Source organism: Ekhidna sp. ABH4_415 (genome assembly GCF_056161305.1).
The window spans coordinates 406,022-432,549 of record NZ_JBSWYW010000002.1 but is presented as its reverse complement, the minus strand read 5'-3'; the positions used below and the strand labels follow the sequence as shown (position 1 = coordinate 432,549).

Genomic DNA, 26,528 nt, shown 5'->3' with positions numbered 1-26,528 from the left:
TTTGGAATTTATGATTTCATAAAATTCGGTAAGTGAGTGTTAAGAAATAATCAATTTTTTAGCCTAAAAACTCGAGAAAAATTACTTAAAAATTAACAACTAATTAAGATGAAGAATGTACTAAAATCCCTTGGTTTTTTGATGGTGTTAGGGGCACTGGTTTTCATCACATCGTGCGGTAGCGATGACGGTGGAGGAATTAATTTGGATGATGATGGAGGGTTGCTTGTTGCTGATGGATTTTATCCTGCAAAAGATGGAGAAGATCCTATCGCTGTACAACAAATGACATCTGCAACAGTAGATGGTCCTGACTTCTCAGCAATGGAGAGAGAAGGATTCTATCAAGCATACGCTTACCTGACTGCCGGTAGCTACAACATTGTTGAAGTTAAGGATGGAGAAATCACTCAAACATTAGGTGGATCCGCCAGCGAGGTGCAAGGTGAAGATGGGACTGGATCAGATGGTGTCACGCGAAACATGGAATGTGATGAAAGCAGCTCTTCATTCAATGTTGTAGATGCTAGCGTAGATGGGGCTTCTTTCAACATCCCTGCAGACGGACTATACGTCATAGCCTATGATGAAACAACTTCTGAAATCGTATTTGACCAATTAGTATCCGTTGGTGTAATCGGAGGAGCAACTCCAGGTGGATGGGGATCAGATACAGAACTTACTGGGTCAGTGTCATCAACTGGAGGAGTATGGACTGTAGATGGATTAGCTCTTGAAGAAGGGGAGTGGAAATTTAGATTTAATTGTCGCTGGGCGATAGATAGAAGAATTGATGCAACCATGGCATTTGATAATGCAAATGGATACTCGATGTTCACCAACTTTGGTGGTACACTTGCCGCTTTAGAGCCAGGAAATGAAGGCTCAAACATTCAAAATACCGTAAGAGGTGAGTATACAGTCGTGATGACATGGAATCCTGTTTCTGGATTTAGTGCAGAAGCTACTAAAACCGGAGATTTAGCTCCTCTTCCTGAATATTTAGAGGAAGTATGGATGGTTGGCGCATCTATTGGTGGATGGAGTTGGGCCGATAACGGTGTTCAGATGATTCCAGTTCACAGTAACCCTCATTTATTCTGGCGTATTGTGTGGATAGATGCAGATGCAACTGATCCTGGAATCAAATTTGCGCCTCAGGCTGATTGGACTGGTGATTTTGGAGTGGCCGAAACTGCTCTAGAGAGTGATGGTATTTATAGTAAGGGTACAAATAACGTTCCTTCACCAACGACCTCTGGATATTACACTGTAGTAGTTAATCTTGAGGAGGGAGCAGAAACTATTGAGGTAAATCCAGCAACCGTGTATGGTATTGGAGATGCATTTGGAACCTGGGATGCAGAAACCGCCGCAAATCTATTTACTGAAGACACGCAAAATAAACTCCTTGTCTCACCAACATTTTCCGCTGATGGTGATTTAAGAATGTATGTAACATCTTCAACATTTACTCCAGTAGGATCAGATCCTGATATCGACTGGTGGCAAGCAGAGTTTATCGTGCTTGATGGATTAATTGAATATAGAGGAACTGGTGGAGACCAAGCTCGTGCTGCGGTAACTTCTGGTCAGTCTGTTTCTTTAGATTTTGTAAATGGTACTGGAACAATCAACTAATTCTTTCATAATAAACAATAGAAAAGCTGCCCCAAGGGGCAGCTTTTTTTTAACTTTCATTTTCTCTATATGAACCGGATTCTCACTCTATTTTTTTGCTTCTTATCTATTTATTCAATTGGTCAAACCAGTATTGATCCTTCTATCGAGCCCGGTTTTTTTGCCGCTGATGAAGAAATCACTATTACCTATGAGGTAACAGGTACCTCCTTACAAAATTTAAATGAAGCATGGATTTGGATGTGGATTCCAGGTGAAGGAATAGATGCACCTTCTAATGTCAACCCTGCAAACTCCAATAGTTCAGCAACAAATCCTGCGAAATTCGCTCGTTCCACCGGATCCTCAGGAGAAGTCTACTTCACTTTGACACTCACCCCTACCGACTTTCTAAATACCTCAGCAGAAAATATCGAGAGCATAGGTATGCTCTTAAAAGGCAATGATTGGAGTGACGGACAATCGACAGATTTTATTGCCGAAATCTCCGACGGCTTCACCATTGTGATGGACAATCCTTCAGGGAATTATGGATTTTACAGCTCATCCACAACTATCAATGTGGACGCGCGCACTTCAGAAAGTGCCAACATAGAAATACTCGTAGATGATACACCTATTGCAAGTGTGGCGAATGATACACAAATCAGCACTACTCATACCATCATTGATGATGGAAATGTACATATCATTACAGCAAGGGCCACCAATGCAACAGAAACTATAGAAACAACCTACTCATACACGCTAACACCTACACCGCCTTCTGTCACTTTACCTTCAGACATAGTAGATGGAATCAATTATGGAACTGACGACACCAGTGTTACACTGGCATTACGCGCACCAAACAAAGCACATGTGTTTGTAATTGGCGACTTTAATAGCTGGACATTAAGTAACGAGTACTTAATGAACAAAGATGGTGAAGTGTTTTGGTTAGAAATAAATGATCTAACTCCAGGCACTGAGTATATTTTTCAATACCTGGTGGACGGGGAAATCAAAATAGCAGATCCTTATTCTGAGAAAATTTCCTCTGCTTTTGATGATTCTGAAATAATTGCCGATAATCGATATCCAAACCTCAAACCCTATCCTTCGAATGAAACTTCTGAGGCCGCCGGATATATCCAAACGAATAAACCCACTTTTTCCTGGTCAGAATTTACACGACCTTCCAAAGAAGACCTGATAATCTATGAATTACTGATTAGAGACTTTACTGAAGAACGTACGTACGATGCAGTTACTGAAAAACTGGATTATTTATCAGATTTAGGTGTCAATGCAATCGAACTAATGCCCGTTCAGGAATTTGAAGGTAATCTTAGTTGGGGATACAATCCAGCTTTCATGTTCGCCATTGATAAATATTATGGTACAGAACTAGACCTTAAAACCTTGATCGATGAGGCTCACAAGCGAGGGATTGCAGTAATCCTCGATATTGTGCTAAATCATCACTTTGGAAGAAATTCATTAGTGCGTTTATATAACGAAGGATTATATGGAAACCCTACATCAGAGAATCCCTGGTTCAACACATCAGCTAAGCACGACTTTAATGTTGGATACGACATGAATCATGAAAGTCAGTACACCAAAGATTATGTGGACAGGGTAGTCACTTATTGGTTAGATGAATACAACATTGATGGCTATCGGTTTGATCTATCCAAGGGATTCACCCAAAGAAATACGTTGGGTAACGTAAGTGGATGGGGCAATTACGACGCTAGCCGAGTTGCCATTTGGAAACGGATCGCTGACGTTATTTGGGCCAATGATCCGGACGCATACATCATTCTGGAGCATTTTGCGGATAATAATGAAGAAGAAGAATTATCAGATTACGGAATGATGCTTTGGGGTAATCTAAACCATACCTATCGAACAGCCGCCAAAGGAGGCTCTACCTCTCTAAATTGGGCCTATTTTGATAGTCGAGGATGGGCCAACCCAAACTTGATCACCTACATGGAAAGTCATGATGAAGAACGACTGATGTGGGACTTGAAAAAAAGTAGAGGTGAAAATGAGTCAATCGAGCGTGCAAAATTAGCTACAGCATTTTTCCTCTCTGTCCCTGGTCCTAAGATGATTTGGCAATTTGGAGAATTTGGATACGCCGAAGAATTGAATAATGATCGCTTAGGGATCAAACCCACGCATTGGGAGTATCTGGAAGATGTAAACAGAAAAAAATTATTTGACCTGTACAAATCATTAATAAATCTGCGAACAAAAACTGACTATATCCAGCCAGAATATTTTGAATGGAACACTTTGGGGCATGTTAAAACAATCAACATTACTCACCCGGATGTAGATATTTACATCCTTGGAAACTTTGATGATGAGGCTAAAACAGCTAATCATTCGTTTACAAAGACAGGAACATGGTATAATTATTTTACCGGTGAATCATTTGAGGTAACCAATGCAAATGAAGAGGTGACATTAGGGCCAGGTGAATGGCATATATTCACCTCTACCCTTATAGAAAATTATATTGATGATCAGCAAATTACCTTGGGTCATTCGATTGAAAGCAACGAATCGGTCATTTATCCTAATCCTGCTAGCAATCACCTCAACGTTACTATTCAGGCTACTTCTTACTATTTAACTGACTTGTTAGGTAGAACAATTCAAAAAGGAGCTGTTGATAATGACAATAAAATTAGCATTCAGAACGTCCCTTCAGGGATATATCATCTTACCCTTGAAACAACAAAAGGTACGGTTAAATCAAAGGTCCTAATAAACTAGCTATTCACCGTAAACGTTTGCGACTAATCCGCATAAAATCGGTGCGATTAAATCTTCTTAATTCGCAAACGTTTGCGTAGAAAAAAAAGTCAAAAACCCCTGAAAATCATGGATTTAGATTTCTAATTTGGTAAAATTGATAATTGAAATCAACAAGGATTAGTTGGATTTCATCCAGCCATTCCACTATCATAACCATAGTAAATCAATGAAGAGCAATAGGATTATCAACAGTCGATGGAGACTAAAGGGTTTTCTGTTTCTTATGCTACTCGGAAGCATGCTTTCAGCAGCAGGCCAGCAAACAGTCACAGGGTTAGTCACAGATGCCAGTGACGGAACAGCATTACCAGGTGTCACAGTTCAGGTAAAAGGAACACAAAACGGAGTTGCAACAGATATAGACGGAAGATACACAATATCCGTTTCATCCGAAGATGTACTCGTTTTTACTTACATAGGATATAAAACCACAGAACGCAATGTTGGCAATCGAACAACAATTGATGTACTTCTTGAAACCGAAATTCAAGAATTATCTGAAATTGTGGTAATCGGCTATGGTCAGGTAGAAAAAGGAGATGTGACAGGAGTGGTGAACAAGGTAGATGAAAAACAATTCAATAAAGGAATGCTCACCTCTCCAGAGCAATTAATAGCTGGAAAAGTAGCAGGGGTTCAAGTGACTCAGAATAGTGGTGAGCCTGGTGGAGGTATTTCAGTCAGAATACGAGGTGGTTCATCATTAAGTGGTGGTAATTCACCACTTTATGTGGTTGACGGGATTCCATTAAATCCAGATGGAGTTTCAGGATCCAGAAACCCTTTAAGTTTTATCAATCCAGCAGACATAGCAGATATAACCATTCTTAAGGATGCTTCTGCAGCTGCCATTTATGGTTCCAGAGCTGCAAGTGGAGTTGTCATAATCACAACGAAATCCGGTCAGTCCGGCAAGCCTCAATTTACTTATGATGGCTCAGTATCGGTGAGTAGTATCGTAGATCGGGTTGACATGCTCTCAACAGAAGAGTTTGTCTTTACCGTTGAACGAAAAGGTCCACGAAACCTCCCCCTGCTTGGATACAACAATCAATTGTATGATACCGATTGGCTAGATGAGGTATTACAAACCGCTATTGGACATAATCATAATATTGGTGCATCATTCGGTATTAAAGAAAATACATCTGCAAGAGTATCAGTAAACTACCAAAACCTCGATGGTATTTTAAAGACATCCAACACAGAAAGAATTGCTGGATCGGTCAACATATCTCATAAAATGCTCAATGATGACCTAACCATAAAACTCAACACTAAACATTCCTTGATCAACAACAGGTTTGCTCCAAATGTAGTTGGATCAGCACTTATTTATGCACCAACACAACCTATACGGATTGACGATGGAAGCTTCTTTCAATGGACTAATCCTCTTGCCCCATCAAATCCCGTAAGTGTCATTGAAAGCACACATAATATAGGGAGATCTACCCGAAATTTAATAGGGATCAATTTGGATTATCAGCTTCCATTTATTGAAGGCTTGTCGGTCAATTTAAATTATGCTCTAGACAGATCTGATGGCTTAAGTCAGCAAACCAATTTTTCACTCCAACGATCTAGCAGTGACAATGGGTTCTTTGGATACTTTGAAGATTATGCCGAAAGTAACCTCATTGAAGGTTACATTAAATATGTAAAAGAAATCTCAGTGGGAAAACTAGATGTAATGGGTGGATACTCATTTCAGGATTTTGATCGAAGGCGTAAAGTAGCCTACCAGAAACCTGACACACTTCTTATAGACGACCTTAATATTTCAGATCCATTGGCATTCCTTTCAAGAGGAGAACTGGACGCTTACGGCAACCAACTAATAGTCCCTCAAAACAGGCTCGACACTGATAACAGACTCATTTCATTCTGGGGGAGAGTGAATTTATCAATCAAGGATAGGTATTTAGTTACCGCGACTCTCAGGAGAGATGGTAGCAGTCGATTTGGCCCATCGAACAGATGGGGTTTGTTTCCTTCTGCAGCGGTTGGATGGAGAATCATCGATGAACCATTCATGAATGAAATGACTAACGTATTCTCCAATCTAAAAATGCGTGTGGGATACGGAATTACAGGAAATCAGGAAATTGGTAATTTCTTATATGAACCAATCTATGAATTTGGTGATGACAGGGCCCAGTATATTTTCGGTAATGATACTATCAATACTGTTAGGCCTCTCGCCGTGGATCCTGATATCAAATGGGAAGAAACAGAATCCTGGAATGTTGGGTTAGATTTTGGATTTATGGACGGGAGATTAAATGGCTCAATTGATCTATACAAAAAAGTTACATCAGACCTACTCTTAGAAATAACATTCCCAATCGGTCAACTTCCAGGTGATAGAGCAGTTACAAATGTGGCTGAATTTGAAAGCAAAGGTTTTGAATTGATGCTCAATTCGGTCGTTTTAGATAAGAGTGATCTAAGGGTTGATGTATCATTCAATGCCGCTTACAATCAAAATAAAATTCTAAAACTGAACAAATCAGCTCAATCAGATGGATTTGGAATACAGGATGGTGGAATTTCCGGTGATGTTGGTCAAACCATTCAAATATTAAGAGTAGGACAAGCTAATCCAGCCTTTTTGGTCTATCAACGCAGAAGGGATGATAATGGAAATCCCATACCTGATGGTGATGATTTTAATAATGACGGTTCAGCAAATGATCTTGATCTCTATGTCGATCAAAATGGAGACAGCACCATTAATGAATCGGATCTGATCGCATACAAAAGCCCTTTGCCGGACTGGACTTTTGGTTTAACGTCCAATATAACTTACAAAAAGTTTGATCTCGCAATGACATGGAGAGCGTCTATAGGAAACCATGTATACAACAATGTATTTTCTCAATATGGCACCTATGATGGCACCAATAACATTTTCTCACCTAACAATATTCACACCATTGCATACACCTATGACTTTACAGAAAGGGATGAGAAACAGCTGCTTTCTGATATTTATGTAGAAGATGCGTCATTCATCAAGTTAGATAATATCACACTGGGTTACTCTTTCAAAGCAAATGAGTTGTTTGACGGGCGTATATATTTCACAGCAAGCAATTTGCTCGCTATGTCGGGTTACAGAGGAATTGATCCAGAAGCAGGGGGTTTAGGAGGTATTGATAATAATCCGTACCCACGTTCACGGACATATGTTTTAGGACTCAATCTGACATTCTAAACAACACAGAAAATGAAAGTAAAAAGTATAATAACCGTATTAGCAATACTCCTAATTGGGTGTACTGACCTTGAGTTGGATCCTAAATTTGGAAATACAGGATCAGTCACATTTCAGGATTTTGAAGGCTATAAGAGCTATATAGCAAAAGTTTACGCTTCATTAACCCTAACTGGCCAACAAGGTCCTGCTGGGAATGCAGATCTTACCATTATCAATGATGAAGGTTTTTCCAGCTACCTACGGGTGTGGTGGAAAGCCCAAGAACTCACCACAGATGAAGCGATTATTGCATGGTCTGATTCAGGAATTAGAGATTTACATAATCATTCATGGGGAGCAGATAATCAATTTGTGCGAGTACTATACTATCGCATATTTTTCACTATTTCATTAGCAAATGATTTCATTCGTGCAGCCAGTACTCTGCCCGATAATTTAACAGATGAAGAACGTTCAACAATAGATCAATATATTGCAGAGGCTAGATTGATTAGAGCGTTTAGTTACTGGCATGCGCTGGACCACTATAGGAATATTGCTCTGATAACTTCTATTACTGCTGAATTACCAACACAAGAAGACCCAAAAACAATTTTTGAATTCATTGAATCAGAGCTTAATGAAATTGATGGAGACCTCTTGCCTCCAGGTCAGGGAACTCATGAATATGGACGAGTAGACCAAGCGGTGGCATGGATGTTAAAGGCAAAGCTCTACCTTAATGCAGAGGTATACATTGGAGAGGATCGTTATTCGGATGTAATCACTGAAGTAAATAAAGTCATTAATTCTGGAGTTTACTCTTTGGCTCCAAATTATCAGGAACTATTTATGGGTGATAATCATCTTAGAACCGACGAAATCATCTGGCCGATTGTGCATGATGGACTGGTGGCTCAAACCTGGGGAGGGACTACCACCATTATTCGTGGAGGAATCGGTGGAGCCATGTCCGATGGTGATGGAGAGGCTGAAGCAAATTATGGTGTACCAAACGGGTGGGCTGGCTACCGTACCACCAGTGCACTCGTGAATTTATTCCCTGGTGCGGCAACAGACCCTGATGGTAACAGTCCAGACGGAAGAGCCATATTCTTTACTGAAGGACAAACCCTTGAAATTGCCGATTTCACCAACTTCACTAATGGATGGGCCGTGCCTAAATTCAATAACATCGAGGCATCTACAGGTGTGAGAGCACCCGGCACAGAATGGGTAAGTACCGACTATCCGGTTTTCCGTCTTGCCGAAGCTTATTTGATGTTAGCAGAAGCCGAAATCCACGAAAATGGTTCTATAAGCGGTACAACTTTAGGTTATTTGAATAGTCTGAGAACAAGAGCATATGGTGATAATAGTGGCGATGTTACAATTGGTGATGTTACACTGGATTGGATTCTCGATGAGCGGGCAAGAGAGCTTTATTTGGAAGCAACTCGAAGAACGGACCTAATAAGACATGGAAAGTTCACAGGTGGTGATTACATCTGGCCATGGAAAGGAGGCGTTCAAGAGGGTACTTCCACACCTGCTCATCTGGATATTTTTCCTATTCCATCATCAGATTTGATTGCTAATCCAAAACTTGAGCAAAACGATGGATACGGTAGTTAATTGGTTAATTATTTGAAATTTAAGCGACCTTTCAAGGGGTCGCTTTTTTTATTTATGAAAAGAAATCTCCTATATCTGCTTATTATCTTCAATATCACTAGCTGCAGTGGTGACAATGAAACATTGACTGTTCTCCATGAAATCCAGAGTGACTACATTGAAGATCGCACCATTGAAGTACTTCTTCCTGCCTCTTACAATGAATCTGAGAGAAGGTATCCGGTACTCTATATGCATGACGGTCAAATGTTATTTGATTCTACCTCTACCTGGAACGGTCAGGAATGGGGTGTTGATGAAACGATAGCAAAGCTGTCAAAAGCAAACAAGATCAGGGAAGCAATAGTTGTAGCTATACCCAATGGAGGAACACTTCTAAGACACCCTGAATACTTCCCACAAAAACCATTTGAAAGTCTTCCAAAGGATGTTCAGGATTCTCTTTATCAACTGGGTCGTGGGGATGGTATACTTCTGTTTGCAACAGCCGTCCAGTCTGACAACTATTTGAAGTTTATTACCAAAGAACTTAAACCATTTATTGACTCGACCTATCGAACGTTACCGGATCGGTCGAATACATTCATTGCCGGATCCAGCATGGGCGGATTAATTTCCATGTATGCGATTTGTGAATATCCTCAGGTATTTGGAGGAGCAGCATGTCTGAGCACCCACTGGCCGGGTGTTTTTACGGTTGAAAACAATCCCATACCAGATGCCTTCTTCACCTATCTAAAAGAAAACTTACCGGACCCTAAGAAGCATAAACTATACTTTGATTATGGTACAGCTACTTTAGATGCTTTATATCAAACATTACAACCGACTGCTGATTCGATCGTGCTACATGCAGGCTATGACACGGACAACTTTAAAACAATGAAGTTTGAGGGTGATGCCCATGACGAAAATGCCTGGAAGAATCGATTGTATGTACCATTAACATTTTTATTATCGAAAGACTGAGACCATGAAAAACTGTTCATTCATTCTACTTTTCTTTTCCTTCCATTTATTCGGTCAGGAAATCAATCACATCGATCCCCCATTCTGGTGGACTGATATGCCCACCGATGAACTTCAAATCATGCTTCATGGTGAAAACATTGGGGAATACGACCCATTCATTGATTATGATGGTGTTGAACTCAAGTCGGTGAGTGAGCTGCCTAATTCCAATTACCTTGTTTTGAATCTCGTTATCAATGAGAATGACGAACCTGGCTCCTTCCAGATAGAACTTAAAGATGGAAAGAAGACGAAAAAACGAATCAATTACGAACTGAAGGAGCGAACCAAAGACACCAATCGTAACTTAGGTTTCGATGCGAGCGATGTGATCTACCTCCTCATGCCGGATCGGTTTGCCAATGGCGATCCATCCAATGATGCAATAGCAGGCATGCTGGAAGCAGCTGACCGGAGCAACCCAAATGGACGACATGGAGGTGACATCAAAGGAGTATCAGATCACCTGGATTACATCAAAGAATTAGGGATGACAGCTGTTTGGCTAACTCCTACTTTTGAAAATGACATGAAACCATCCTATGGCGCATATCACGGTTATGCTGCAACAGATCTTTACAAAGTAGATCGACGATTCGGCTCCAATGAAGAATTCAAAGCATTTGTCGAGAAATGCCACAACAATGACATCAAGGTGATCATGGATATGATCCACAATCATGTTGGGGATCAACACTGGTGGATGAAAGATGTCCCATCAGACGATTGGTTTCATGATATAGCGCAATATGGCACCACGAATTTTAGAGGTGAGGTGCAATCTGATCCCTACGCCTCACAATACGATCTGAACAAGCTTCAAAAAGGCTGGTTTGTGCCCGAAATGCCGGACTTGGATCAACGTAACCCCATTCTTGCTAAGTACCTTATTCAAAACTCCATTTGGTGGATTGAATATTCCGGCGTGGATGGCATTCGAATGGATACGTATGTTTATCCCTACAAGGATTACCTGGCAGACTGGGTGGACGAAGTGCTTACCTCCTACCCAAACTTTAATATCGTAGGTGAAGCGTGGGTGGAGCAGGTTGGTCATGAAGCGTACTGGCAAGAAGATGAAGCCGGACAAGATGATGGATATGATTCTAAGTTACCTAGCGTCACTGATTTTCAGATCATGTTTGCATTGGATCAAGCGTTAACCGAAGATTTTGGTTGGAAAAACGGGCTCTCAAAGCTGTACTATGTACTGTCGCAAGACCGGCTGTATTCAGATCCGATGAAGAATGTCATATTCATCGATAATCATGATACCGAGCGATTCTTCACGAAAATGGGCGAAGACCCTGAGCTATTTAAAATGGGGTATGCTTACCTGATGACGATGCGAGGCATTCCACAAGTCTACTATGGTATTGAGCTTATGAAAGCAAATGCTCCGGTAGAGGGTGACGGCAGGAAGCGGGAAGATATGATGGGTGGATGGTCAGAAGATGAACGATCGGTTTTTACTGCAGAAGGTAGGACTGAACAGGAGAATGAAGCATTTAATTATGTGACAAAGCTCACTAATTGGAGAAAAGGTGCTAAAGCAATCCATGATGGAAAACTGACTCACTTTATACCGGAGAATAATACCTATGTCTATTTCAGGCATACAGAAAATGAGACAGTGATGGTAGTAATGAACCGAAATGAAGTGGAAGTGGAAATGAACCGGGATCGTTTTGCCGAAATGTTGGACGGTTACTCTCAAGGTATTAATGTAATTAACGATGAGGCCATTGATGTAACTACCAATTTTAAAGTTGGTCCAAAGCAGACTGCTATTTTTGAGCTGAAAAGGTAATTAATTACTCAAAAGTATTCGTCCTTCTTTCGGCTGTAAGTGGATCTTTATTTTTCCATTAGACGAACTGAGGGATTCACTGGTCATAGGATTTTTATACCTACCATTTTGCACTTCTAGTACTACTTCCTGGCTGGAATCAGATAAATTGAAAACAGCAATGGCTTCCTTGCCTTGAAACCTTCGGGTATATCCGAAAAGTAATTGCTCATCATCAATTAGTGTATACTCAATACTTCCAAAAGCAAATACCGGATTCTCAGTCCTGAGTTGAATAAGTCTACGGTAAAAGGCCAGTAGCTCTTTATCCTGCACTACAGTATCAGGAGTCACATTTCTTTCCTTGTAAGGGTGGGCAGATTCTAACTCAAAAATCAGATCATCCCACCAGATGGGCTTTCTGCAGTCCGGATCGTTGGCTCCCCACATCCCTAATTCATCCCCATTCCAGATATGAGGAGAACCTATGAATGTAAACTGATGCAGCAGATAACTTTTCAACAATTGCCAGGTTTGTTCATCCGGCCGCTGAACTTTATAATTGGGGTTCTCATGAAGTTTTGAGCCCTGATCAAATCGATTGGTGTTGAAGAGACTGGTACTCAATCGGGGTGTATCATGCGTGGCAACAATGTTCATCATCGACTGCTGTTTTTCAAAAGGGATATCTCGAACTAAGCTGTCATACCAGGCAACAAACTCAGATGGTTTAATATCAGGATTTGCCTGTTTAAATAATCCACTTGAGAGTACAAACCAACGGTAATTCATAAGTCCATCAAATCCTCCTCTCGTTAGCATTTTTTCAGGGCCTCTTAGATCCGGCCAATCAAACCACCACGCCTCTGCTATCAGTAATGCATCAGGATTTACTGATTTCACAAATGTCGAAAACTCTCTCCACCAACCTAAGGTCATCTCTGTTGCTACATCCATCCGAAAACCATCAACCCCATCAGAAAAGTTGCCATCTGCGTTTGGATCCAGCCAGCGCTTAGAAACATTAAAAACGTGTTGCTTGAAACTTTCTGAAGCAACATTTCCTTCGTGAGGCAGTTGGCTTTGCTCATCTACCAGATCTTCTTTAATCAAAGGCAAATACTTAAACCCCCACCATCCGGCGATTTTAGTTTCATCTTCATTTGTAGTAGCGTCATCAAATTGCTCTACTTCATACCAATCTTTAAATGCAGATTTTTCTCTGTTTTGCCTGATGTCATTAACCGCCCAGAAATCATGCCCTGTATGATTCCAGGAAAAATCCATAATAACCCTAATATTCCTTTCATGAAGCTCTTCCACCACTTTCAGGAAGAGACTGTCAGCAGATGTCCAAATCCATGTTGAGGGGTCAATTGGGTTCTCCTGATTAATTAATCGTTGGTCTCTATCTGGATCCGGCCCAAAATTTCGATCTATATGCCTCCAGTGTCTTGGGTCATATTTATGAAGAGATGGCGCATCATTCAAGGGATTGAAATAAACCCCCGTAACTCCAAGACCTTGTAAATAGTCAAGCTTATCCAATACACCCTGAAGATCACCTCCATACCTTCTTAACTGAACTTTGTCATGGAAGCCCATATCCAATGACTGCATCCATTCATCTTCTTTGTACCAATCTGTGGTCCAGTCGGACACCCTCCACTCTTCAGGAATTGATTCAGGATAGGTCTTTAGCATATCCTGGGGTCTCGGATCATTACTTATATCTCCATTCCGAAAACGTTCAGGAAATATCTGATACCAGACAATATTTCGAGACCATTCGGGTACACCTCTCGATTTAAAACCTGAGTCTCGCTGAATGCCACATCCATGAAGCAAGAGAGCAATCAGAATTATTCCACATTTTTTCATAGTTCTACAAACTAAGTGTACTCAAGATTATGCGAAATAAACTGGCTTATCAAACTAATTACGGCTCAATCATTTGAAGTGATTTTGAGGTGGCCATTTTATTGCAAATCTCTCAACCCGCAAACGTTTACGTATTAGATGAAATGTAAAAATGACTGATTATCAGTCATTTAACTTGTATTTTTTATAAAATTTCTCTCATTACTATTTATATTAAATAAATAAACAACCTATTAAATTGTTATGAGAAGACTCACTAAAGTCCTATTGGGAACGGGACTTATGATGTTCCTATTTAGCTGTGATGAAGATCAGGCTATCAACGATCTGGATCAGGCTCAAAAAGCCACTGAAATCATCCAGGTCACTACTCACGATGGCAAGCCATTCAGTACACAGCCCGAAGGTCAAAAAGGTCGCTTTACTCCCGGTCCGGGTGGAGGCGTGATGATGCAGGGCTTCTACTGGGATGTACCTGCCGGTGGCACCTGGTGGAATACCGTAAAAGGAAAGCTAAGTTCATGGTCGAGTGCCGGAATTCAGGCTGTGTGGTTACCACCTGTATCTAAAGCTCAAAATGGTCCATACTCCATGGGATATGATCCCACAGACTACTTTGACTTTGGGGACTACAACCAAAATGGTACGGTAGAAACACGCTTTGGATCTAAAACCGAATTGATTTCCCTTATCAATACTGCACATGCTGAAAACATGGAGGTATATGCTGATATCGTATTGAACCACAATAGTGGCGGTCAGTTGGAAGCCAACCAGTACACAGGTACTAATACCTGGACAGATTTTTCTGGTGTAGCATCGGGTAAATTTTTACGCTCGCAGCATGACTTTCATCCAAACTGGGTGCATGGAAATGATGCCGGATATTTTGGCGGGTTTCCGGATTTATGCCATGATGTACCTTATGTACAGGACTGGTTGTGGAACCGCTCAGATGGAGTGGCAAAGTACTATAAAAACACTATGGGTTTTGATGGCTGGAGGTTTGATTATGTTAAAGGATTTGACCCGTGGGTGGTTGCTGCATGGAATAATGCAGTGGGTGGATTTTCTGTGGGAGAATTGTGGGATTCAGATGTAAACTGGCTGGAGTCCTGGGCCAATGATGCAAATAGCAGCGTATTTGATTTTGCCTGCTACTACAAAATGAACGATGCATTTGACGGCAACAATCTCAACATTCTCAATGACGACATGATGTGGAAACGTAATCCATATAAGGCTGTAACATTTGTAACCAATCATGATACAGATGAAATCTGGAACAAGATGCTGGCCTATGCGTACATCCTAACCCACGAAGGGTATCCTACTATTTTCTACAGAGATTATGAAGAATGGCTGGATAAGGATAAGCTCAATAACCTGATTTGGATTCACAACAACAAAGCCACAGGAAATACAAGTATCCTCCATGTAGATAATGATGAATATGTAGCCCGAAGAAATGGCTACAATGGCAATCCGGGGCTTATTGTTTACATCAATAATTCCAGTTCATGGAAAACAAGATGGGTGCCAACCAACTGGTACAGTACACAGATCAAGGACTTTACAGGGCACTCCGGGTGGTACCCAACAACGCAAAGTGGCGGTTGGGTTGAAATCCAATGTCCGCCAAATAGCTATAGTATTTGGTCACCTAACATTTAAAATCAAAAAGGCAAGTTAAAATTCAACTTGCCTTTTTTTGTGACTATTGCTCAGCACTATTTCTTATTCTCCCAAAACTGCTCTACCTCTTCCAATGACTTCCCTTTAGTCTCAGGAATGAACTTGTAGGTAAGGATCAGTGTCAACAGAATGAATCCAATGAAGATAAAATAAGGCAAGGATTGATTCCAAAAAGGGCCCTGATTGGCCTCACTCTCTACGATTACCGGAAAAGATTGCGATACGATGTAATTCATTCCCCACTGAGCTGCTACGGCTACTGACATAGCCAATGATCGAATTCGATTAGGGAACATTTCAGAGAGCAATACCCAAACCACCGGTCCCATGGAAAGGGCAAAGGATCCAATAAACACTAAGATGCCGATCAAAGAGACCAGCCCTACCTGATTGTTCATGAGTGTGAGTCCCAACATCAAAAACCCAATGGTCATACCAAAACAACCCAAATAAATCAGCGGCTTTCGTCCAAATTTGTCCACAGTGCCCATGGCAATGAACGTACAGAGCAGGTTCACTCCAGCCAGCAAAAGCTGTTGTTTTAAAACATCTTCCTGCCCGAATCCTAGCGCTTTTTCAAAAATATCCGCACCGTAGTACAAGACCGCATTGATTCCCGTCAATTGCTGCAAGGCAGATAATGCTGACCCAATCAGAACAATTGGCAGAATTCCTTTGGCAAACAATTCACCAATGCTCGGCTTAACTGTTTTATCTATGGAAAGGCAAATCTCACTGAACTCTTTTTCTGCCATGGATTCCCCATGAAGTTGGGCAAGTATCATTTTCGCTTCATCATCTCTGCCTTTAAGTATCAGCCATCGTGGGCTCTTTGGCACCACAAAAAGTAAGAATAAGAATATCAGACATGGCAATAGTTCTGACCAGAACATTAAGCGCCATCCTTGATTGAGATTGTATTCATAATCGCCGGAGTTGCCTATGGCATAAGTAGCTAAAAACACGACAAAAAAGCCTACAACAATGGCTAGCTGGTAATAGGTAACCATTTTCCCGCGAATGGCAGCAGGTGAAAGTTCTGCAATGTACGTCGGAGCATTCATCGAAGCGATACCAATTCCTAAGCCGCCGATAATTCGAAAGAACACCAATAATGGAATGGATTGAGGTAAGAATGAAGGCAATCCTGATCCCCACGCTGAAATCGTGAATAAAATAGCAGATAGAATAAGTGAATTCTTTCGACCATATGCTTTACTAATCAACCCCGAAAAAAGTGCTCCAAAAAAGCAGCCTACCAGGGCGCTACTTACAACCCACCCCTTCATCATGGCGTCCAGTTCGAAGTATTTACTGAAGTAAAACTGGGTACCGTTGATCACGCCCGTATCATACCCAAACAGTAATCCCCCAAGAGAAGACACAACGGTGATTAGAAGTAAGTTTTGCTTTTTCATAGTTAGTTGATTGTGATTGATTGGGTAGTCAAATCTCTGGAATTTGAACCTACTGAAATTCGGAACTCGCCGGGTTCAAATACCTGTTGTCCCATTTCATTATAAAATGATAGATCATCTTTTGATAGCGTGAATTCAATTGTCTTGGTCTCTCCAGCATCTAACAATACTTTTTCAAACCCTTTTAGCTCCTTGATTGGTCGGACCAGAGATGCAGCCACATCTTGGATGTATAATTGAACAACTTCTTCACCAGCCAAATCTCCACTATTGGTCACATCCACAGAAATATTAACCGTTTCTTCCTCTTTTGATACCTTGAAGTTTTCGTAATTAAACGTAGTATAGCTTAGACCGTAACCAAATGGGAACAATGCATCGTTAGGTCCGTCCGTGTAGTGCGTCCAAAAAACATTTTCCGCTCGGTTAATGGGTCGGCCGGTACTTTTCTGACTGTAATAGAGTGGCTCCTGTCCTGTATGAAAGGGGAATGAAACAGGCAACTTTCCGGAGGGGTTGTAGTCTCCAAAAAGTACATCGGCTATTGCATTTCCGGCCTCTGAGCCTCCAAACCAGGCTTCAACAATAGCATTAGCATCAGAGGCAATTTCCGGAATAGCTACCGGACGACCTGTCATCAGCACTACAACAATGTTATCATTCACTTTCTTCAGTTCATTGAATAAATCAATCTGACTGCCTTTTAATCCCACATCTATTTGGCTTCTACCCTCTCCTGACTGGTAGCAATCCTCTCCCATGGCTAAAACCACCACATCACTGCTTTTGGCAAGATTAATAGCCTCTGCAAATCCACTTTTATCTTCTTCTACTATAGTAAGCTCTTTCCCAAAGCTTCGATGACCGGTTGTCAATGTGTATCCTTTCGCAAACGCTACTTCAGTGTCTTTTGTAACTGCTCCTTTAATGCCTTCAAGCAATGAAACTGCCGAGTTAGGAACGGCCTGTGCCCGCCAGCTGCCCAATGGAATGTCTTTATCTGCTGCCAGTTGACCAATTACTGCAATGGACTTAGCTTCTTTGGAAATGGGTAATAAATTAGATTCATTTTTTAATAGAACGATCGACTTTCTACCTGCCTCTCTCGCAGCAGCTAAATTCTCAGCAGACAATAGTTCTTCCTTTTCTCTTTGAGGATCAGAATAGCGGTATGGATCTTCAAACAGGCCAAGTCGATATTTCAGCCTGAGCACTCTTCGAACTGCGTCATCTAACAAATCTTCATTAACTTCTCCTGATGTAATCTTATCCTTCAGTCCTTTCTCATACACTCTTCCCTCCATATCCATGTCACTTCCTGCATTCAGTGCCATGGCTGCAGCTTGAGCAGTATCGCTGGCATGCCCATGAAAGATCATTTCTGGTATTGATCCCCAGTCGGACACCATCATCCCATCGTAGTTCCATTTGCCTTTCAAGATATCTCTTTGAAGGAACTCACTCCCCGTGGCAGGCACCCCGTTTAAGTCGTTAAAAGCGTTCATAAAAGTCGCTACTCCAGCATCTGAAGCTGCTTTGAAGGGCGGTAATATCACGTTATATAGCGTCTGCATAGACACCTCCACGGTATTGTAATCTCTCCCTGCTTCGGCAAATCCATATCCTGCAAAGTGCTTCGCGCAAGCAGCAATCGTATTTGGTGCCGACAAATCCTCACCTTGATATCCTTCCACCCAGGCTTCAGCCATAACCGACGCAAGGTATGGATCCTCACCAGGACTTTCCATGATCCTGCCCCACCGAGCATCTCTGCTGATGTCAATCATTGGCGCAAACGTCCAGTGCAGACCTGCTGCTGAGGCTTCTCTTGCCGCCACCTCGGAACCTAACCTGGCAACCTCAGGGTCCCATGAGGCAGCCTGTCCCAAGGGAACCGGCAACATGGTTTTGTATCCGTGTATTACATCGTAAGCAAAGAGCATGGGTATCCCCAGCCGGCTGTTATTCACTGCCAACTCCTGAGTTCTACGAATCTCATCAGCAGTCAGTACGTTCAGCATCGCCCCAACTCCGCCATTCTTGATCTTTTCAGCCTTCCACTGGTTGCTACCAGAAGTTGGCCCGGTAAACTCCCAGGTACCATTGTACATAATCGTTTGACCGATTTTCTCATCAATGGTCATCAATGCTAAAATGCTGTCTACTTTTTGATCAATTTCTGTCTTGGAATTGCCTGATATATTGCTTGTATCGCACGAGCTCAAGACTGAGACGATGAAAAGGGCAATCAATCCTCTGGAATAAGTATGTAGTGTATTTAGCATAACAGCCTTGAGTTAGAATTTTGGTTTTTCATCTTTGTCCCAGATGCCCCAATAAGCCCCTACATCTCCCTCATCTCCCGTCTTCCAGGACTCATCAAAAGAAGAGAAATAGAATATTTCTATGTCTTCTTGTTTTGACCACAGTTGTGTGTTTATGAAGTATTTCATGGCATTATCATGAGAAGGAACCGACCCGTGAAATACCTGCCCTTGATCCGGCCATCCTGTTTCGGTGATGATCACGCGTTTGCCCTCTCCGGCCATCATGGCTCTTCGAAACATATCCTTCATGTAGAGCAATGAATACTCCAAGGCGCATCCTTCCCAATAGGGATAGCAGTTCGCCAGAATTACATCGCACGCTTCCGTGATTTTTGGTTTGAAGCCAAACTCATAGTAAGCATCTACATACCCAACAGGAATGTCAGGGATGGCTTCCTTCACTTTGTAGATAAATTCAAGTAACTCTTCTTCAGTTAAATCCTTGCGGTAAAGGACTTCATTTCCTACAGCTACTATGTCAGCGTATCCAGCCTTGGCTACTTCAATCACTCCCTCTATTTCCTTTTGGTTGATTTCATCGTCCTTGCCCAGCCAGGCACCTACAAGTGTTTGTAAACCATTTTCTTTGGCAATCTTTGGAATCATTTCATTACCCTCCGTACATGAAAATGATCGTACCCACTTCGTATAGGGTTTGATGATTTCCATACGCCTTCTGATCTGTGCTTCACTCAATTGATCACCTGGCTCCTGTCCTTCTTCATACGGACTAAAGCAGAGTCCATGCATACCGTCGTTAAGAAGTTCATTATACAGCTCAGATAATTCTTTGGTTGATTTACCACTAAGGTCTTCCCCTGCTAAGGATAATATTTCGTAGCGTGCTGCCATATATATTTATTAAGAAAATGTCACGTTTATCTTTTCTATCTTTCCTGTTCGGTCAAAAATTGCTTTCGAGTGCTTTTCACCTAGTATTCTTCCTGATACTTTCTCTGCCTTGCCACTTTTGGTGATCACCTCAATCTCATTGGTTGTTCCCCCACGGTACACCACGGGTACCTGACAATAAGTGAAAGCCAAACTACCTGGCTCAATCTGTATCGATCTCTTTTCTCCGTTTAGATCAAAATATACAAAGACGCCAGGGTCAGATAAATACTCTTCGCTATGAAGAAAAATTGGATCAAAATGAATTTTCGAGTCCTTCACAACGATTCCTAATTCAGCCCACCTATTAAGAATATCCTCTTTTACCTGGCCGGTCATACCCGGCTGCTGGGCACCTCTTCCACCTGGAGTATGCGAATAAGGATCAGTAGGAATGGAGCCATACAATTCAGGATCTTTATTAATACCGATACCTGCCCTGATTTCATAATAATGATCAATCATACGGCCCATTTCAGTGGATCCTTTATGAGTCTCCCATCCCCAATAGATGTTCTCCTGAACAGCTACCAATAACTTAGATACCATGTGCCAATAGATGCTACCCAGACCTTCGTAACCATAGAATGTTCCGGAGCGCCCGGTGAACGCCTTATGATTAAATATCTGCTCGAAAACATGAAGGAACTGATCGTATTCAGCTTCCACTAGTGCTTTGTAATCCGTCTTTTTTAGTTTGTCCAAAGCCTTTTTAAGGCTATTGGCATTATTGAAAGATCCATTGAAATGGTAATTGCCTTTTACATCGCTGTAAACGACAGACCTATTGCCATCCTTCAGAAGCTGTTTAGTTAGTTTAGATGACTCAATGAACGATTGTGGGATGATGTTTTTTTCCAGAAACTTAGGTAATGTTCGATTAGGATAGAGCATATAGCTGTACTGATCCTCTCTAAAAATTTCGCTTCTTTTCAAAGCATCCAGAACTGACAGGGACTCCTTTAAATCAAGAAGTCCAGCAGAAAGAACTGCGACTTGCCCTTCCAGCATTTCATATAAGTAATCAATGCTGGCCTCTTTTCCATCGAGCGTCAAAAGATTATACGCATGATACAAGCCATCATCGCGCTTGTTTGCTCTTATGCTATGGTCAATATGTGCTAATACCGTCTTAAAAAAGGATTGTATTTCATGTGGCTTAAGTTGGTTGGCAGTGGAGATGAATCCTTTGTATGCAGACGTCCGGTACGTTTCACCTAGCTTACCCAGTCCATCAATAATGACTCTGCGTTCTTCATTATCAATTGGGCCTTCTAAAACATCAAGCTTAGACTCTAACAAGTTGTTAATACCTTTAAAAAGACTCGCAACTGAATGGTTGATGGTAATTTCTTCGGTCACGCCATCAAATAATGGGATCATTGAAGCGGCAAAACGTCTCATGTAGTAAAGCGTAACCATGCTCACCCCATTACCTACCAGTGCGTTGTTGGCGTCATTCCACTCCGGTCGTTGGGTATTAAGCCAAATTCCACCCTCCGGAACATAATTGGTCATCTTTGCCAGAAATGTGACCAATAATTTCTCAGTCAGATTTGCTTTAAGAAGTTCCTCATCTTTGAAAACCAACTTGCCATCCGAACCTATTTCTTCTACTCGCTTTTCAATAACCTCCTCAGCATGGTGATCGTAATCAATTGTATTTTGAGGATCATTAGCAATTTGCTCGAATGCCTTAATTCGGTATGGCACATTTGCATATACAAACTGCGAGTTTGATAATAATTGTTTTAGATCATTTCCTTGATGAGAATTAGCAATCTCAAGAAGCTTCTGCAGGTAAATGATTTGATGATCTCCCCAGTAGCCAATATACGACCAAGGATTATCCGGCTCTATGGTTTCCCAATCAATACCTTCTCGAGTGATTCGATAAGGGTTATATCCATCAATGGTCGATGCATTGACGAACTTAGTAATCATCGATAGGATATAATTTGGAAAGGAGATGGCTAATGCCTCCCAATTTTGGAAGATGTCTCTCCAGTTTCCTTCGTACTCCCTCAGCTTATTTCCGTCCTCATCTTTGGTCGCAATAGTAAACTTATTCCAGGGGCGACTCGGATCTCCATGTCTTCTACTGAAGGTGAGCGGAAGATATTCATGGCTGATTCTTATCAAGTCCGTGTCATTGGTTCTTTCTGCTTTTTCCAGAAGATCAATGTAATTAAATGTATCATCCAACTGGTCAAAGAATTTTTCTTTGGATTGAAATACATGAGCGTTAATCACCTGAACGTAGTTTAAAAAATCACGTTTCTCTACAGAATAATCCTCATCAAAAATGCCACCGCGCATAATGTTGTACAGAACATTGGAATAATGCCTTCCAACACTAAGCTTATCACCGGTCAATTGAAGACCGTCTGCTTTTGCAACCAGTCGGAGTAATTTGGTTGTAGCCTCCTGCTGATCCTTCTTAAGCTCTTCAGTGATCGAACGTTCATTGGATAGCTCTTCGATCAATTCCACAACATCGGCATGGTCTTGATTGACTTCAGCGACTATGACCCAGGTTTTGGTCTCGCTTTGAGAGATCATCACTTCGGTATTGATGAAGTATGCACCTCTTTCGGCTCTCACGTCATCTTCAGAAATAAGCTCCTCTCCCCTTCTAAACTTGTCTAACTGAAGACTTGATAACAGAATCCGATCTTTTTTCAGTCCGGCACCCCAAACAGTTGTTGTTTTTAGTGCTTCGCTGGGCTCAGCTTTATCCACGATGATGGCGCTAAGCATAAAAAGCCCCAATCCTGATGCATCATGGAGCTCATTTTTCTTGTAAGCATTGACCAGGTTGCTAGCGCTTGCCTGCAGGGCGGAACCTACGCCGTAAGGAAGAATATTTTGGATACCATCCAGTAATTCAATTCTGGAATCAGCAGCTCCCATGTTGGTCAATCTGGATTCCCTGATAAATCCGTAGGTCTCAGAAAATGACCAGGAGTATTGAAAGTTTAACTCAAGGTCATGATTGATTTCTTCAAAAATGATCTTATTTCCAACCCGGTTCTTATAGAAGTTTCTTTGCTTTCTATACCCCCCTTCATAACGCATGGAGAAAGGTTCCCATATTAATTCTTTTCCCTCTTTATGCACTCGGAAAATGGTTTTACTCCCGGTTGATTCATAATTATCACGTACCCGATCATCGGTGTAATATGGAAATAAGGCTGATTCAGAATTTTTCCTACCTGCTGTTAAGCCGCCTGTAGTAGAGATAAACATCCAATGATCAGAATGACTAACCAAACTCATAAAGAATGGTCGCATCTTGTCGTAATTATGGATTTTATAATATTCTTCTCCACCAATTTGCACATATTCACCTTCTATAGCCCCAGGTGAATCTGCGAGCTGAAGCTCATTTAAAAAGGTAGTTTTCTTATTCATTAGCTGATTTAAATTCTTATTAAGGTTTTATTAAAATAGTCTGTAATGCTTTGGCTTGGATCTCTATGGAAGCTTCATCATCATTGAGTGCTACAGTGAATCCTTTGGGTTCTAATCCCATGTTCAAGACTACCAGGGCAATAGTTCCATCTGGATTCTTAACAGCGGTAGCCATGAGGTAGGGATCAGAATTTTCCAATCCGACTTTAACCGCTCCGGGACGAATGTGCTTACTGAAGTGCATCATCGTATAGAATAAAGGCGTGAAATAAACTTCATCTGCATCCGGATCTACAATGACAGGTGCGACACACCAGTTTTTAAACCAATTTGGTCCACCCTGGCGATCCAAAACCATGTTCCAGTCTATCCATCCATCTACCCAATTATTTAAACATCCGATGATGTCACGAGCGTATCGGTATACCGGAACATATTTTGGGTGATCTTTCTTTTTGTCTTCAGGTGCCCAGGTCCATCCCCAATCAGTAGCTTCTTTTGACCAATACCAATCATCGTCTTTCCATCTTGGCACTTCCGCATCAACACATCCTTCCGTTTCAATCAGGTATTTATCGGGCGCCATTTCGTGTACCTTTTGAAGCGTATCGCCATACCATTTAAATGTACTTGCATACCAGTGGATGGCTGTTCCATCGAAATACTTTGATGTAGCTTCATCTGCATACATTTCTTTAGCCCATTCAAGGAGCTCATCCCGATTCTGATCATATCCAAGAATCTTGGTTTCATGTCCGTCTTTCTCCAATTGCGGTCCAAGATGATTCTGTACAAAGTCCACCATTTCTTCAGGAGTATAATGCATGCTTTCCCAGTTGTTACCATTCCCAAGCGGTTCATTTTCGAAGGTCACACCCCATATGTCAATGCTTTCCTCTCTATAAGCTTCAATGTACTTTGAAAAATAACTGGCCCAGGTTGGATAGTGCTCTTCCAGTAGCTTGCCACCCACCCAGCTGTTATTGTCCTTCATCCAGGGAGGTGCAGTCCAGGGAGAAGAGATAATCTTAAAGCCATCTGTCGAAATGGACTGAGAATCTTTTATCATCGGAATGATATCATCGCGATCTTCATCTACAGAAAATGTACTTAATGAAGTATCTCCATCTTCCACATAGGCATAATTGCTTAAAGAAAAATCACACGAATTGATGTGGGTTCGAGTAAGGGAATACCGTGCACCCTCATCGCCAAAATAGGCATCTAATATTTTTTGCCTGTTTTCATCACTAAGTTGATTCAAAAGGTAAGCAGAAGATTCTGTAAAGGACCCCCCTATCCCGGTAATCACCTGAAATGTTTCAGTGGTATCAATGATCATATGAGCGGTCGGACTTTCTGAACTGTAAGCTTCCAGTTTTGTGTGCTTATTGCCACTAGCAGCTGTTTCGTACACCTCAATCTTCATATTATTCTCTTCGTGAATACATCCAATAAATAGAGCTATAAGTAAGATTACATATCTCGAAAACATATGTTTCATCTTTAATCAGTGTTGTATAACAAAAAATGGAATATTCGCATGAGCCGCATGACCTTTTCCGTCATACACATATACAAAGAGACGGTAAGCACCTGCTTCTGTGGGTGCTATGATTGCAGTCTCCGAATTAGCCATGCTTTCAATAACACCCAAGCTCTCAGGAACTTCTTCTTTATCTCCCCCCTCCTTGGTTTCACTACTTTCTTTCATGATCACCCACTTATAGTTTAAGGTGTCATTCTCAAAATCTTTTGTAGTTACTGTAGCTTTGTAGCTTTGTCCAGCACTTAGGTAAACGTTTTCATTTGCTTTCTTACCATCCAGAAGCATAGATTCCAATCTAGGAGTTCGATTTTCGGGCCATTCATCGTTCCAGATATAGTGCATGACATCTATGACCTCCGTCTCTTCGCCTTCTTTAAGAAATAAACCGTACCAAGTAGGTGTTCTCTCTTGCTTCTGTCCCCACAAAAAGACATAGTTTCCTATGCATTGATCAGCAAATGGTTCAATCGACTTACGGTATCCTTTGAGATAGTTCGCTGCTTTTTGTGTGCTATTTTGCTCTAAAGGAGCACCCCATTGGGTTGACGGCATTTCCCAGTGACCGATAGCACCCCATTCTGTGACCATGTATGGTTTTGTCCAATTAGACTCTTCAATCATATCCTGAAGCACAAACAAATCACCATATACCTGAACACTTAGAAAATCTAAGCTTGGTGCCCGTTCCTTGATGTTTTTTACCACGTCTGGATTAACAGATGAAATGGTTGTAGTGGTAGGGTGATTAGGATCTACCTCCTGAATCCACTCTGAAATACGATTGACTTCATCATAGACGCTAGGATCTGAATAGTTTAGATTAAGCTCATTACCAATGCACCAGGCCAATAATGCAGGGTGATCTTTGTTTTCTAATACAAACTTTTTGACTCTTTCAAACTGCTTATTTACTCGACCTTCATCTCCGTAATCCATTCCATGCCTTTCGGGATAAATCCACAGCCCCATTAAAACAGTCATATCATGCTCGTATGCTTCATCCAGTATTTCAGCATTTTCTGCCCAGGTGCGAATAGAAGTACCACCATGCACTTGTAATGAATTGATATCACCAGTTAGTCCGGCACCATTAAACTTATAGGGTTGGCCTCCACGATATAACACATACCCATCATTTTCTTTTTTTATCTCAACTTTTATTGGCCCCTCACCCATTAAATCTTCATTATTATTTTGATTGCATGAGATTGCCATGATAATTAAGAAAGCACTTACGATATGGTTCAAAAGTCGCATC

The 26,528-nt window shown here is 41.4% G+C and carries 14 protein-coding genes; 7 read left to right on the top strand and 7 right to left on the bottom strand.

Translation table 11 applies throughout. The features are described from left to right. Positions 1 to 108: 108 nt before the first annotated feature. From ACXAH9_RS04920 to ACXAH9_RS04895, 6 genes are all read left to right on the top strand, one after another. Positions 109 to 1,641, top strand: coding sequence for a SusF/SusE family carbohydrate-binding protein (locus ACXAH9_RS04920; RefSeq protein WP_474893747.1), 1,533 nt, complete (start codon positions 109 to 111; stop codon positions 1,639 to 1,641). 69 nt (positions 1,642 to 1,710) lie between these two features. Further along, positions 1,711 to 4,416 (top strand): alpha-amylase family glycosyl hydrolase, encoded by a 2,706-nt coding sequence (locus tag ACXAH9_RS04915; RefSeq protein WP_474893746.1) that lies wholly within the window; start codon positions 1,711 to 1,713, stop codon positions 4,414 to 4,416. Between the two features lie 208 nt (positions 4,417 to 4,624). Further along, positions 4,625 to 7,678 carry a SusC/RagA family TonB-linked outer membrane protein gene (locus ACXAH9_RS04910; protein ID WP_474893745.1) on the top strand — a complete coding sequence of 1,018 codons (3,054 nt, stop codon included), beginning with the start codon at positions 4,625 to 4,627 and terminating at the stop codon, positions 7,676 to 7,678. 12 nt (positions 7,679 to 7,690) lie between these two features. Continuing rightward, positions 7,691 to 9,295: a RagB/SusD family nutrient uptake outer membrane protein gene (locus ACXAH9_RS04905; protein ID WP_474893744.1), complete on the top strand. Its 1,605-nt coding sequence runs from the start codon at positions 7,691 to 7,693 to the stop codon at positions 9,293 to 9,295. A 54-nt stretch (positions 9,296 to 9,349) separates the two neighbouring features. Continuing rightward, the gene (locus ACXAH9_RS04900) at positions 9,350 to 10,264 is read left to right on the top strand and encodes an alpha/beta hydrolase (RefSeq protein ID WP_474893743.1); all 915 of its coding nucleotides are present in this window, start codon (positions 9,350 to 9,352) and stop codon (positions 10,262 to 10,264) included. A gap of 4 nt (positions 10,265 to 10,268) precedes the next feature. Beyond that, positions 10,269 to 12,116, top strand: a complete 1,848-nt coding sequence (locus ACXAH9_RS04895) for a glycoside hydrolase family 13 protein (RefSeq protein ID WP_474893742.1) — start codon at positions 10,269 to 10,271, stop codon at positions 12,114 to 12,116. Here ACXAH9_RS04895 and ACXAH9_RS04890 read toward each other — a convergent pair whose 3' ends face one another. Next, positions 12,117 to 13,976 (bottom strand): alpha-amylase family glycosyl hydrolase, encoded by a 1,860-nt coding sequence (locus ACXAH9_RS04890; RefSeq protein ID WP_474893741.1) that lies wholly within the window; start codon positions 13,974 to 13,976, stop codon positions 12,117 to 12,119. A 243-nt stretch (positions 13,977 to 14,219) separates the two neighbouring features. Here ACXAH9_RS04890 and ACXAH9_RS04885 point away from each other — a divergent pair, with 243 nt between their 5' ends. After that, positions 14,220 to 15,650 (top strand): alpha-amylase, encoded by a 1,431-nt coding sequence (locus ACXAH9_RS04885; RefSeq protein ID WP_474893740.1) that lies wholly within the window; start codon positions 14,220 to 14,222, stop codon positions 15,648 to 15,650. Between the two features lie 56 nt (positions 15,651 to 15,706). On the opposite strand, the gene ACXAH9_RS04880 is transcribed toward ACXAH9_RS04885, so the two are convergent. The 6 genes from ACXAH9_RS04880 to ACXAH9_RS04855 are packed head-to-tail and all read right to left on the bottom strand — an operon-like array spanning position 15,707 to position 26,527. Beyond that, positions 15,707 to 17,089 (bottom strand): sugar porter family MFS transporter, encoded by a 1,383-nt coding sequence (locus ACXAH9_RS04880; protein WP_474893739.1) that lies wholly within the window; start codon positions 17,087 to 17,089, stop codon positions 15,707 to 15,709. 2 nt (positions 17,090 to 17,091) lie between these two features. After that, positions 17,092 to 19,374 carry a beta-glucosidase BglX gene (gene bglX / locus ACXAH9_RS04875; RefSeq protein WP_474893738.1) on the bottom strand — a complete coding sequence of 761 codons (2,283 nt, stop codon included), beginning with the start codon at positions 19,372 to 19,374 and terminating at the stop codon, positions 17,092 to 17,094. 12 nt (positions 19,375 to 19,386) lie between these two features. Beyond that, positions 19,387 to 20,268, bottom strand: coding sequence for a glycoside hydrolase family 17 protein (locus tag ACXAH9_RS04870; RefSeq protein ID WP_474893737.1), 882 nt, complete (start codon positions 20,266 to 20,268; stop codon positions 19,387 to 19,389). A gap of 9 nt (positions 20,269 to 20,277) precedes the next feature. Continuing rightward, positions 20,278 to 23,721, bottom strand: coding sequence for a hypothetical protein (locus tag ACXAH9_RS04865; protein WP_474893736.1), 3,444 nt, complete (start codon positions 23,719 to 23,721; stop codon positions 20,278 to 20,280). A 19-nt stretch (positions 23,722 to 23,740) separates the two neighbouring features. After that, positions 23,741 to 25,225 (bottom strand): glycoside hydrolase family 30 protein, encoded by a 1,485-nt coding sequence (locus tag ACXAH9_RS04860; protein ID WP_474893735.1) that lies wholly within the window; start codon positions 25,223 to 25,225, stop codon positions 23,741 to 23,743. A gap of 6 nt (positions 25,226 to 25,231) precedes the next feature. After that, on the bottom strand, positions 25,232 to 26,527 hold the full coding sequence (locus ACXAH9_RS04855; RefSeq protein ID WP_474893734.1) for a glycoside hydrolase family 2 TIM barrel-domain containing protein: 1,296 nt from the start codon (positions 26,525 to 26,527) through the stop codon (positions 25,232 to 25,234). Position 26,528 lies beyond the last annotated feature (1 nt).